Source organism: Longimicrobiaceae bacterium (genome assembly GCA_035696245.1).
In the GTDB taxonomy this organism is placed as follows: domain Bacteria; phylum Gemmatimonadota; class Gemmatimonadetes; order Longimicrobiales; family Longimicrobiaceae; genus DASRQW01.
On record DASRQW010000107.1, the window covers coordinates 1 to 12497 of the forward strand.

Annotated in this window: 10 protein-coding genes; 7 read left to right on the top strand and 3 right to left on the bottom strand. The window is 73.0% G+C overall.

The annotated features are described in order from the left end of the window. Nucleotides 1-306: 306 nt before the first annotated feature. The 4 genes from VFE05_04755 to VFE05_04770 all read left to right on the top strand — a co-directional run bounded on the left by VFE05_04755 (nucleotide 307) and on the right by VFE05_04770 (nucleotide 6654). Nucleotides 307-1290: a chemotaxis protein CheB gene (locus VFE05_04755; GenBank protein HET6229367.1), complete on the top strand. Its 984-nt coding sequence runs from the start codon at nucleotides 307-309 to the stop codon at nucleotides 1288-1290. Nucleotides 1291-1392: 102 nt separating this feature from the next. Further along, nucleotides 1393-5160, top strand: a complete 3768-nt coding sequence (locus VFE05_04760) for a CheR family methyltransferase (protein HET6229368.1) — start codon at nucleotides 1393-1395, stop codon at nucleotides 5158-5160. Continuing rightward, nucleotides 5157-5804, top strand: a complete 648-nt coding sequence (locus VFE05_04765) for a response regulator transcription factor (protein HET6229369.1) — start codon at nucleotides 5157-5159, stop codon at nucleotides 5802-5804. Before VFE05_04760 ends, VFE05_04765 begins: the two co-directional genes overlap by 4 nt. A 382-nt stretch (nucleotides 5805-6186) precedes the next feature. After that, on the top strand, nucleotides 6187-6654 hold the full coding sequence (locus tag VFE05_04770; GenBank protein HET6229370.1) for a hypothetical protein: 468 nt from the start codon (nucleotides 6187-6189) through the stop codon (nucleotides 6652-6654). Nucleotides 6655-6710: 56 nt separating this feature from the next. Here VFE05_04770 and VFE05_04775 read toward each other — a convergent pair whose 3' ends face one another. From VFE05_04775 to VFE05_04785, 3 genes are all read right to left on the bottom strand, one after another. Further along, nucleotides 6711-7754, bottom strand: a complete 1044-nt coding sequence (locus tag VFE05_04775) for a chemotaxis protein CheB (protein ID HET6229371.1) — start codon at nucleotides 7752-7754, stop codon at nucleotides 6711-6713. Between the two features lie 428 nt (nucleotides 7755-8182). Beyond that, on the bottom strand, nucleotides 8183-8542 hold the full coding sequence (locus VFE05_04780) for a C4-type zinc ribbon domain-containing protein (protein ID HET6229372.1): 360 nt from the start codon (nucleotides 8540-8542) through the stop codon (nucleotides 8183-8185). Between the two features lie 24 nt (nucleotides 8543-8566). Next, the gene (locus VFE05_04785) at nucleotides 8567-9019 is read right to left on the bottom strand and encodes a PTS sugar transporter subunit IIA (GenBank protein ID HET6229373.1); all 453 of its coding nucleotides are present in this window, start codon (nucleotides 9017-9019) and stop codon (nucleotides 8567-8569) included. A 344-nt stretch (nucleotides 9020-9363) separates the two neighbouring features. On the opposite strand from VFE05_04785, the gene dusB reads away from it, so the two are divergent. The 3 genes from dusB to VFE05_04800 form a co-directional block, all read left to right on the top strand. Beyond that, entirely contained in the window at nucleotides 9364-10359 is a 996-nt protein-coding gene (gene dusB, locus VFE05_04790; GenBank protein ID HET6229374.1) for a tRNA dihydrouridine synthase DusB, read from the top strand. Then, nucleotides 10356-11117, top strand: coding sequence for a nickel pincer cofactor biosynthesis protein LarB (larB, locus tag VFE05_04795; protein HET6229375.1), 762 nt, complete (start codon nucleotides 10356-10358; stop codon nucleotides 11115-11117). Before dusB ends, larB begins: the two co-directional genes overlap by 4 nt. Nucleotides 11118-11197: 80 nt before the next feature. Continuing rightward, the coding region (locus VFE05_04800) for a GAF domain-containing protein (protein HET6229376.1) at nucleotides 11198-12497 on the top strand (1300 nt) is incomplete at its 3' end.

The following is a 12497-nucleotide window of genomic DNA, read 5'->3' on the forward strand; positions in this document are numbered from 1 at the left end:
GCGGAGGAGATACGAATCCGGGTAGATCGGCTTGCCTTCGTGGAGTCTCGCCGAAGCGATCCGGACCATCGGTAGCAGCCCACGCAGTCGGCTTCGTGCCGTCGTGGCCAGCGGCTTTTCGCCTCCAGGGCGATGCTGGCCGCACCGATTCTCACGGATTTCGTACGGCCCGGCGGCCCGGCCGTGAGATCGGCTCGGTGCCGGAGGAGACCCGGTGCGGTGCCCCGTTCATGCTTCTTGCACGCGGGCAGCGCAGCCGGATTCCGCCGTGCAGCCGGCGGCGCCACACCGCAACCGCGAGGCGACTTGCAGACACGCGACATCATCGTGATCGGGGCCTCGATGGGCGGGGTCGATGCGCTCTCCCGGCTGGCGGGCCAGCTCCCGGCAGACCTTCCCGCGTCGGTGCTGGTGGTGCAGCACGTGTCCGAAGACTCGCCGGGGCTCCTGGCGGGCATCCTGGGTGCGCGGGGCGCGCTGCCCGCGTCGCAGGCAGTGGACGGGATGCCGCTGGAGCGCGGCCGCATCTACGTGGCGCCGCCGGGAAGGCACCTGCTGCTGGGCGAGGAAGGCATCCGCGTGACGTTCGGGCCGCGCGAGAACCTCTCCCGGCCCGCCATCGACACCCTGTTCCGCACCGCGGCGGTGAACTACCGCAGCCGGGTGATCGGCGTGGTGCTCACCGGCCTGCTGGCCGACGGCGCGGCGGGGCTGCTGGCGGTGGAGCGCTGCGGCGGCGCGGCCGTGGTGCAGTCGCCGGACGACGCCGAGTACCCGGAGATGCCCCGCAACGCCCTGGCCGCCACGCGGGCCCCGCGGCAGACCACGCTGGCCGGCCTGGGTCCGCTGCTCGTGCGCCTCGCGGCGCAGCCCGCCCCCGAGCCACCGCCCGTGCCCGAGATGCTGCGAATCGAGGCGCGGATCACCGAACGAGCCATGAGCCTTCCGGAGCCGGTTCCCGTCCTCGGCACTCCCACCGGCTTCACCTGTCCGGAGTGCCAGGGCTCCATCCAGGCCATCGACGACGGCGGGCTGGTCCGGTTCCGCTGCCGCGTGGGGCACGCCTACTCGGCGCAGGACTGGCTGGCGGAGAAGGCCACCGCCGTCGAGGACTCGCTGTGGGTGGCATTGCAGACGCTGGAGGAGAGGGCCGACATGCTGGTGTCGATGGCGCGCACCGAGCTGGAGCACGGCCGCGAGCGCTCCGGTGCGAGCTTCGGCGAGCGCGGCAGGGAGACGCGCCTGCACGCCGACCGCCTGCGCGAGCTGCTGAGGCACCTGCCCGAGTAGCGCACGGGGTGCCGCCGGCCGCGGCGGGGGTTATGTTGCGAAGACCGCCAGGGGTGCGCGCGCCACGGCGCCGCCCCGCCGCCACGCCAGCCCGCCCGGTCCATGAGCGACCCAGTCCAGCCGAGCAGCGAGGAACCCGTCGACCCGGAGCTGGCTCCCGCACCCCGCGGCAGGCCCACGGTGGTGGGGATCGGCGCGTCGGCCGGCGGGCTTGCGGCGCTGCGCGAGCTGTTCGCCTGCATCCCGCCGGACAGCGGGCTCGTGTTCGTGGTGGTGGTGCACCTGGCGCCCGACCACGAGAGCCACCTTGCGGACCTGCTCCAGCCGCACGCGCCCATCCCCGTGCAGCAGGTGACCGACGTGGTCGCGCTGGAGGCGAACCACGCGTACGTCATCCCCCCCGGCCGCAACCTCTCCGCGATCGACAGCCACCTCCGCGTGTCGCCGCTGGAGAAGGAGCGCCTGGCCCGCGCCCCCATCGACCACTTCTTCCGCACCCTGGCCGAGACGCACGACGGCCACTCGGTGGGCGTCCTCCTCTCCGGCACCGGCGGCGACGGCACCGAGGGGCTGCGCCACGTGCGCGAGCAGGGGGGGATGGCGATCGTGCAGGACCCGAACGAGGCCGAGTACGACGGCATGCTGCGCCACGCCATCGCCGCCGGCGTGTCCGACATGGTGCTCCCCATCGCCCAGATGCTGCCGAAGGTGATGGAGTTCGCGGCGACCGAGCCCCGGCTGCGGGTGGAGTCGCTGGACGCGCCGTCCTCGGCGGACCAGCCGGACGCGATGGAGAAGATCCTGGCCCTGCTGCGGGTGCGGACCGGGCACGACTTCGCGCGCTACAAGCGCTCCACCGTGGGCCGGCGCGTCGCCCGCCGCATGCAGATCCTGGGCGTGGAGCAGCTTCCCCATTACCTGGACACGCTGCGCGAGGGCGAGGGCGAGGCGGCGGCGCTGCTCGACGACCTGCTGATCAACGTCACCAGCTTCTTCCGCGACCCGCAGGTCTTCCGCGCCCTCCAGGACGACGTGGTGCCCCGCCTGCTGGACGCGCTGCAGCCGGGCGAGGCGATCCGCGTGTGGTCCGTGGGGTGCGCCACGGGCGAGGAGGCGTACAGCCTTGGCATGCTGCTGCTGGAGGAGGCTGGCCGGCGCGAGAAGGCGCCCCGCGTGCAGGTCTTCGCCACCGACCTGCACGAGCGCTCGCTGCACTACGCCCGCGAGGCGCTGTACCCGCAGGCCATCGAGGCCGAGGTCTCGCCCGAGCGGCTGGAGCGCTTCTTCCGCAAGGAGAGCGGCGGCTACCGCGTGGGCAAGCAGCTGCGCGAGTCGGTGGTGTTCGCGCTCCACAACCTGCTGCGCGACCCGCCCTTCTCGCGGTTGGACCTGATCGTCTGCCGCAACGTTCTCATCTACCTCCAGGCCGACGTCCAGCGCGAGGTGGTGGAGCTGTTCCACTACGCGCTGCGGCCAGACGGGGTCCTGCTGCTGGGCACCGCCGAGACGCTGAGCCGCTCCGAGCTGTTCCGCGTGGCCGACAAGGAGCACCACCTGTACGCGCGCCGGAACGCCCCCCGCGGCGCCCTGCGGCTGCCCGCGCTGCCCATCTCCGGGCGCCCGCTGCCGCACCCCGCGCGCATCGAGCCGCCCGCGCGCGTGGAGGCCCTGCAAGGGTACGGCGCCGTCCACCAGAAGATGGTGGAGCGGTACGCACCGCCCAGCCTGCTGGTGAACCAGGAGGGCAGCGTGGTCCACCTCTCGGAGCACGCGGGCCGCTACCTCCAGCACGGCGGCGGGGTGCCCACCAACAGCATCTTCAAGCTGGTGCGCGAGGAGCTTCGCGTGGAGCTGCGCGCCGCGCTGCACGCCGTGAAGGAGAGCGGCCGGCCGTGCCGCTCGCACGCGGTGCCGGTGCGCATGGACGGCGAGCCCCGGCACGTGGTGCTGCGGGTGAGCCCCTCGGGCGAGCGGGAGCTGGAGGGCTTCGTGCTCGTGATCTTCGACGAGATGGCCGACCCGGAGCCGGCGGCGGTTCCCCGCGAGGGCTGGAGCGACGGCGCGCTGCGGGAGATGGAGGCCGAGATGGAGCTGATGCGCAGCCGCCTGGTCACGGTCATCGAGGAGTTCGAGACCAGCCAGGAGGAGATGCGCTCCTCGAACGAGGAGATGCAGTCGTCCAACGAGGAGCTGCGCTCCACCATGGAGGAGCTGGAGACCTCGCGCGAGGAGCTCCAGTCGGTCAACGAGGAGCTGCAGACCCTCAACCAGGAGAACAAGCACAAGGTCGAGGAGCTGTCGCAGATCTCCAGCGACCTCCAGAACCTGCTCCAGGCCACCGACGTGGCCACCCTCTTCCTGGACCGCAAGCTCCGCATCCTCCGCTTCACCCCGCAGGTGGGCGAGCTGTTCAACGTCCGCGAGTCCGACCGCGGGCGCCCGCTGGCCGACCTCACCCACCGGCTGGGCTACGGCGGGCTGATCGAGGACGCCAGGCGCGTGCTCCAGACGCTGGTGCCGGTGGAGCACGAGGTGGAGACGGAGGACGGCCGCTGGTTCCTCGTCCGCGTGATGCCGTACCGCACGATGGACGACCGCATCGAGGGCGTGGTGCTCACCTTCGTGGACGTCACCGCGCTGAAGCGCTCGGAAGCCGCGCTGCGGGGCAGCGAGGCCAGCTTCCGCGCCATCGCCGACCTGGTGCCCGACCTGCTGTGGCGCAGCGGGCCCGACGGGGCGACCACGTGGTACAACCAGCGGTGGACGGAGTACACCGGCCAGGCCGCCGAGCACGCACTGGGCTTCGGGTGGGCCGAGGTGATCCACGCCGAGGACCGCGAGGGCTCGGTGCGCCGGCACCGCGAGGCGGTGGAGGCGGGCGAGCCGCTGCGGCAGGAGTACCGCATCCGCGGCGGGGCAGACGGCGCGTACCGCTGGTTCCTGGTGCAGGCGCGGCCCGTGCACGGCGGCGACGGCGCCATCGTGCAGTGGTTCGGCGCCGCCACCGACATCCACGAGGAGAGGATGGCGCTCGAGGCCGCCCGCGCCGCCCAGGCCGAGGCCGAGGCCGCCCGCCGCGCGCTGGAGCAGGCGCACGCCGAGCTGGAGCGGCGCGTGGACGAGCGGACGGCGCAGCTCGCCGACGCCAACGACACCCTGGCCCTCGAGATCCGCGAGCGCGAGCGGGCCGAGGCCGCGCGAAGCCTTCTCCTTCGGCAGATCGGGACCGCCGAGGAAGAGGAGCGGCGCCGCATCTCGCGCGAGCTGCACGACCAGATGGGGCAGCTGGTGACCGCGCTGCTGCTGGGGCTGAAGACCCTGCCGCGCAACGGCGACGGCGGCGCGGCCCGCATCGCCGAGCTGGAGGTGCTGGCCGGGCGCATCGCGCGGGAGATGCAGGACCTGGCGCTCGTGCTCCGCCCGCCGGCGCTGGACAACCTGGGGCTGGAGCTGGCGCTGCGCGGCCACCTGGAGGAATGGTCGGAGCGGCACGGCGTGGAGGCCGACTTCCAGGCGGTGGGCGTGGACGGCCAGCGCTTCTCGCGCGAGCTGGAGACCACGCTGTACCGCATGGTCCAGGAAGGGCTCACCAACGTGCTCAAGCACGCAGGCGCCTCGCGGGTGAGCCTGCTGCTGGAGAGCCGCGGCGGCTCCGTGAACGCCATCCTGGAAGACAACGGCGCCGGGTTCGACGTGGACGCCACGCTCTCGGCGCCGGAGAAGGCCGACCGGCTGGGGCTGCGGGGGATGCGGGAGCGCATCGCGCTGGTGGGGGGCACGCTGGAGATCGAGTCCGCCCCCGGCAGCGGCACCACGGTGTACGCCCGGGTCCCCGCGCCGCCTTCCGGAGATGGCGGGGACGCGCAGTGAGCGAACTGCGCGTGGTCCTCGCCGACGACCACGAGGTGGTGCGGTCGGGCCTGCGTGCGCTAGTGGACGCCAGCCCCGGCATGCTGGTGGTGGGCGAGGCCCGCGACGGGCTGGAGGCCGTGGCCCGCGCACGCGAGCTGCGGCCCGACGTGGTGGTGATGGACGTCTCCATGCCGGGGCTGGACGGCGCCGGCGCGGCCGAGCGGATCACTCGCGAGTGCCCGGAGGTGCGCGTCCTAGCGCTCACCATGCACGAGGACCGCGGCCACCTCACGCGGCTGCTGGAGGCGGGGGCCGCGGGCTACGTCCTGAAGCGCGCCGCGGCCGACGAGCTGGTGCGCGCCATCCACACCGTCGCCTCCGGCGGCACGTACGTGGACCCCGTGCTCGCCGGCACGGTGCTGCGCGGCCGCGCCCAGCCCTTCCGCGCCGACGCCCCCGCGCACCCGCTCAGCGACCGCGAAGAGGAGGTGCTGCGCCGCGTGGCCTGGGGCGAGAGCAACAAGGAGATCGCCGGCCGCCTGGGCATCAGCACCAAGACGGTGGAGACGTACAAGGCCCGCATCACCGAGAAGCTGGACCTGCGCAGCCGCACCGACATGGTCCGCTACGCCCTCCACCGCGGCTGGCTCTCCGAGACCTGACCTCCCCGCCTCCGCGGCGAGGCTCCACCTCTCCCGACGAGACTGCCGGTTCCGGGCTAGGACGCTCCGGAAGTATCGAAGAGGAGCGCCGATCCGCATCTCCCGAACCGCGCCATGCGGCCATTCCTTCGCGTGCGCCGGGAGCAGCGTGCCTGCGTCTCCGGCGGCGATCCACGACCGGTGAACGGCCCCCGGCTCGGGGGATGAATGGGCCGGGGGAGTGCGCCGGGTGATGCGAGCGCGGCCCCACCCCGCCCGGCTGTAGGGGAAATCCCTTACAACGACTCCTCATCTCCCGATACCCGCGTACCATCACCGCGCGTACTCTCCGAAAACACTGGTTTCTCGGTCGGGGGCTCTCGCGCGGGGATACATGGACAGCATGGACGGCACTTCGGGCCCGCATACGCATCTCCGGCGCGCCGCCGTGGGTTCCGCCCCGGCCGAGGGCACTCGCGCGGCTCGCTCGCGCGCGCTGACCGGCCGCGGGTTGTCCCCGGTGCCGGCCGCGGCCGCTCCCCAACGGAGCCGCCGGCGCGAGACCAGCCGCCCGGGCGACGAGCGCGGGGCCTGGGACGACGCTGCGCAGGACGCGGCCGCGCGGGCAAGCTGGGAGCAGGCGCAGGTGAAGCGGGAGATCGAACGCTCCGAGCGCCTGCTGCGGCGCGAGGCGCGGAACCAGGAGGCGTTCCGGGCGCGCGCGGAACGCGAGGAGGCCGCCGAGCGCCGTAGGCTCGCCGAAGAGGTGCGGCGGATGCGCAGCGATGGCTGGACTTGGGAGGAGCTGGCGGACGTGGGCATCGGCCCCGGCTTCCTCGCCGCTTTCGCCCCCCCCCCCCCGGAAGACTAGGCCGTCCCGCCGGGGGACGCCGGTAGTACGAAAGCGAGGCATTGCGCCCCCGCCGCTCAGTCCGCGGCGGGGGCGTTCGCCATCTCGTGCGCCGGCCGCTGGCGCAGGCGCAGCACCGCTCGCAGCGCGGCGGCGTGCTCCTGGGCCGTGTCCATCTGTCCGGCGAGCTGCTCCGCGTAGCGCGCGTGCCCGAACAGCAGCGCGCGCTCCTGCCGCACGCGGGCCAGCTCCGTCTGGTCCTCCAGCGCCCGCAGCGAAGCCCAGAGCGCGGCCTCCACCGACTCCGCCTGCCCCTCGGCCAGCGTGGCGGGGCCGTACGCGTGGCCCGTCTCGCACCGGAACCGCAGCGGGCCGCCCCGCAGGCTGGTGTCCCACAGCACGCCGCCGCAGTCCGGGCACGGGAAGCGCGAGGGCACGCCGTAGCGCGCCTCTCGCCGGTGCGCCTCCTCGTCCATCGCGGCGATGGCGGCCTCGCGCTCCAGCTCCGCGTCCAGGCGCAGGGCGGGGGGCGCGGGCAAGAGCGCCAGCCGCCCCAGCAGCGCCCCCATCTCCCTGGCGGTGGCCACGTGGTCCGCCCCCACCTGCGCCAGCGCGCTCGCGGGCATGGCCGCCAAAGCGCAGTCCGCCGGGTCCTGCACCACGGCCAGCCCGCCGCGGTCGCGCACCTCCCACAGGCCCGCCGTCCCGTCGTCCAGCGCCCCTGAGAGCACCACGCCTATCACGCGCGGCCCGTACGCCAGCGCCGCCGAGCGGAACAGCGGGTCCACCGCCGGACGCGACCGGTTCTCCCTGGGCCCGCGCGTGAGCCGGATCACCCCGTGCCCATCGCGGCGGCCCGAGGCCTCCACGAGCAGGTGCTGGTCCGGCACGGCCACGTGGATGACGCCCGGGCGAAGGGGCATCCCGTCTGCCGCCGCGACGGCGGGCAGGGGGCCGGCGCGGCCCAGCACGGCCGGGAGGCGGCTGGGCATGTACGCCGGGTGGTGGATCACGGCGCAGACCGCCGCCGGCAGGTCTGCCGGCAGCCCGGCGGCCAGCGCCGCAAGCGCCTCTACCCCGCCCGCCGACCCGCCGATCACGATCACGTCATGGTTGGGCATCGTCACTCCGCGCAGGTGGTGTCGGGTGTCGTTCCGGATGGAAGCCGGACCCGGCGGACGGGCAGCCCGCGCCCGCCCCGCTCGCCCCGAAGACGCCTCGCCTCCGCGCCCCGCGCCGCAATCGCGGCGAAGCTCCCGCAACCCCCTCTGCAACTTCGGGCGCGCCGCCGCAGCCGCATCCTCCGCCCCGCATCCTCCGCCCCCCGATCCGAGCCGGGATCCAGCCGTCGAGCGGCCCGAACCTCCGCCGTGCGATCACCCGCACACTCTCCCAGCCCGCCCCAACCAGGCTCCCCTCCCCCAGGCAGTTTTGGGGGAGGGGCTGGGGGAGGGGGCCCCAAACCGCGACGACGCCGCCCGGAAACCATCTCCGGGCGGCGTCGTCGCTCGTCCTCCGTCACCGCTGCGCCGTGAAGCGCCCGGGGGCGTCAGTCGATGAGGTACAGGAAGCGTCCGCAGCTCTGGCAGGTGCGGACCTCCTCGTTGCGGTCCGCGTCCGAGGCCAGCGCCGTGGGCACGGCCACGAAGCAGCCGTAGCACGTGCCGCGGATCACCGGCACCACCACCCGCTGCTGCTTGCCAGACATGCGGCGGTAGCGGTTGCGGATGGGCGCGTCCAGCTTCTCCTCCATCTCGGCGAGCTTGGCGTCTAGCTGCTCCAGCGCCTCGTCGGCGCTGAGGTTGAAGACCGCCTCCTGGACCTCGCGATCGGTCCCGGACTCTTCCAAGTCGCGGCGCTGCGTCTTCAGGTCCTGTAGCTCAAGCAGGATTTCGAGCTGAGGGTGCATTGGAAGTCTCCGTTATGGATCGCCTCAGACGCCCTTTTCCTGCAGGAGCGCGAGGAACTCGCTGGGGGTTTGGAGCTGCTCGAGCCGCGACGCCACGTCGGGCTCCTTGCTGAACTGCGCGATGCGGCCCAGCACGGGCAGGTACTGGTTCGACACCTCCAGCGGAGGCGCGATGATGAGGAAGAAGTTTTGGACGGGCTGGTCGTCGATGGCCTTGAAGTCGACGCCGGCGGGCTTGCGCGCGAACGCCACGCGGAGCCGGTTCACCACCAGCGAGCGGCAGTGGGGGATCGCGATCCCCTTGCCGATGCCCGTGCTGCCCAGGTTCTCGCGGCGCTTCAGCATCTTGTAGAGGATCCCCTCGCTCTTCTCGTCCAGCTTGAGCAGCGCGATGAGCTCCTTGAGGATCTCGTCCTTCGTCTCGCCCTTGAGCGCGAGATCGATCCCGTCTTCCGTGAAGAACTCCCGAAGTTCCATATTCCGATAATCACCGTAAAGGTGTTCCAGGGTCCCGTGGACGACGGCAATGTAACCCGCCCCCGCATGCCTGTCAAAGCGATGCCGCGCTTTCCGTTACTGATCTGGACCCCGAAGCGGACATCTCCGGAGGATGCTCGAATAATTCTGCGGAGAATATCCTATCTGTTTTATGTATATGTGTTTCTGTAGATTCATCTCATCCGAAGCGAGATGCCCGCTCCGATGCGCAATCGCCTCGATTGCCTTCTCCCCCTCGCGGGAGAGGGTTGGCGGCTCTCGGGCCGTCGGGTGAGGCCGTCGCTCAATTTTGAGGATCATCGCCCGCGGGTTATATTTCCGGCATGTCCAGCAACGCTCTCGACCTCCTGCATGGCGGCGCGGTGCCGCTCTACCTGGCGCCCCAGGCCGGCGTCAGCGAGTCGCCGTTCCGCCGCCTGTGCCGATCGTTCGGCGCCGACGTCGTCGTCTCCGAGTTCGTATCCGCCGAAGGCATCCGGCGGCACGACAAGCGCACGCACAGCTACCTGCGCTTCCACGACGACGAGCGCCCCATCGGCATCCAGATCTTCGGCGCCGACCCGGAAGGCATGGCGCAGGCCGCAGCGCTGGTCGAAGAGGTGTACGCGCCGGACTTCCTGGACATCAACTTCGGCTGCCCGGTCAAGAAGGTCGTCAACCGCAACGGCGGCTCGGGCTGCCTGCGCGACCTCGATCTCGTGCAGGCCATCATCCGCGCCGTCAAAGCGGCCATCTCCATCCCCACCACCGTCAAGATCCGCAGCGGCTGGAGCGAGGAGATGCGCAACCCGGTGGAGATCGCCCTGCGCTGCCAGGACGCCGGCGCCGAGGCGCTGACGCTGCACGCTCGGACGCGGACGCAGATGTACAGCGGCCACGCGCGGTGGGACGAGATCGCCGCCGTGGTGGAAGCGCTCGACATCCCCGTGATCGGCAACGGCGACGTATGGGCGGGGGAAGATGCGAAGCGGATGCACGACCACACCGGTTGCGCGGGCATCATGATCGCCCGCGGCTCGCACGGCGCGCCTTGGATCTTCCGCGAGGCCCGCGCGGCGCTGGACGGCCGCCGCGTGCCCGACGGGCCCGACGTGGACGAGCGGTTCCGCGTGGTGATCGAGCACGCGCGCCTCGCCATCGCCCACGAGACCGACGAGGAGAAGGCGATGGTCGAGTTCCGCAAGCACCTGGGCTGGTACACGAAGGGGCTGCCCAACGGCCGCTTCCTGCGCCAGGACCTCTTCGCCGTCACCAGGCTGGAGGAGGCCGAGCGCCTGCTGGAAGGCTACCGCGAGCAGTACACGGGAGTGGCCGCTTGACGCCCGAGCGCCTGCGCGGCCTGCTGGCGGAGGTCGCCGGCGGCGGCCTGTCGGTGGAAGAGGCGGAGCGGCGGCTGGCGTGGTCGCCCATGGAGGAGATGGCGTTCGCCACCATCGACCACCACCGCGCGCTGCGCCACGGCTTCCCCGAGGTGATCTTCGGGGCGGGGAAGACGCCCGAGCAGCTGTGCGCCATCGCCGAGCGCATCGCCGTGCGGGGCAACGGGATGCTCGCCACGCGCGTCTCGCTGGAGGCGGCGGAGATGCTGGCGTCGCGCATGCCCGCGGTGGAGCTGAGCGAGCTGGGCCGCACCGCCTACCTGGCGCCGGACCAGCCGGTGGAGAAGAAGACGCGCGGCCCCATCCTCGTCGTCACGGCGGGGACCAGCGACCTGCCGGTGGCGGAGGAGGCCGCCGTCACCGCGCGCGCCTTCGGCAACCCGGTGGAGAGATTGACCGACGTGGGCGTCGCGGGCCTGCACCGCATCGTCGCCGCGAACGAGACGCTGCAGCGCGCCGCCGTCATCATCGTGGTCGCGGGCATGGAGGGCGCGCTGCCGTCCGTCGTGGGCGGCCTGGTCGGCGCGCCGGTGATCGCCGTGCCCACCAGCGTGGGCTACGGCGCGTCGTTCGGCGGCATCGCGGCGCTGCTGGGCATGCTGAACAGCTGCGCCCAGGGCGTGACGGTGGTGAACATCGACAACGGCTTCGGCGCGGCCAGCGCGGCGTCGCGCATCAACCTCCTTCCGTCTTCCTGACGATCTCCCGCGCCCCCGGCCGTCCCGACGCCCGCATCCTCGCCGCCGCCTCCGGCATCGCCTACCTGGCCGTGCTCGCGGTGCCGGCGCTCTCGCGTCCGGCCATCCTCATCGGCGCGGCGCTCGTCCTAGCCGGGCTCGCAGCCTGGCTCCTCTCCCGTGACCGGTCCGACGCGGCCGCGCTCGCGTCGGCCTGGCCGCCGCTCCACCTCGCCATCCTCCTCACCGGCTCGCTCGCCTCTCCGCTGACGCCGTTTGCGGCCGTCTGGACGGCGCTGCTGGGCCGCCGCGCATCCCGCTTCGCCATCCCCGCCGCCGTCGCCGCCTTCGTGCTGTCGATCGGCGCGCACTGGATGCGGACCGGCCGGCCGGGGACGGGAGATGCGGCGCGGTTCGCGCTCCTGCTTGCCGTCGGCGTTGCGCTGACCTTCGCGCGCGCCAAGCCGGTGAAGGCCGCGGAGGAGATGGACGAGGAGCCGGACGATCGCCCGCCGCCGGCCGTCCCCGACGACGGAGAGACGGACGAAGGGGCGCTGCTGCGCTCGCTGGAGCTTCTGCGCCACGCGACCGACGCGCACGAGGCGGCGCTGTGGCGCATGGACCCATCGGGCCGCACGGCGAGCCTGGTGGGGTGGCGCTGCGTTCCCGGCCACGAGTCGCCCCCGCCCGTCGTGGACCTGGAAGGCCACCCGTTCGGCTGGGCCATGCAGGAGGAAATGCCCGTGCACCTCCAGCGCGGCAAGCGGGCCCTCCCCAGCCACTGGGCGGCGGAGATGCTGCTGATCCCGGCAGACGTGCCGCAGGGCGTGCTGGCGCTGGCGTACCCCGGGGTCGTCCCCCCCGGCGTGGAGCCGGTGGCGCTGGACGCCTCGAAGAGCCTGGGCACCCTCCTCTCGCTCCTCTCCACCCGCGCGGAGGCGGGGCGCGACGCGGTGCGCACGCAGGCGCTGCTGGCCGCCGTGCAGGCGCTGCCGGGCGAGCTGGAGCTGGACCGCTTCGCCGAGCAGCTGGCGGACTCCGTGTGCCGCGTGGCGGGCGCGGCGGGCGCGGCGGTCGCGCTCGCGGGCCTGGACGGAACCGACGCGCGCGTGGTGCACGTCACCGTGCTGGAGGGCCGCCAGCCGCGCATCCCCCCCGTGCTGGGCGACGGCGACTCGCGCGTGGCGCTGGCCATGAAGCACGGTGTAGACCTCGCGTACGCGGACCTGCGGCGCGAGCGGGACCGCACCCCCCTGTTCGCGCCGCGCGAGGAGTGGGAGACGCAGCCGCGCTCCGCCGTGATTCTCCCGCTGATGGACGAGGGGCGAACGCTGGGCGCGGTGGTCGCCTGGCACCCGGAGCCCGGGCGCTTCGGCGAGCGGGAGACGGAGCTGCTGCGCC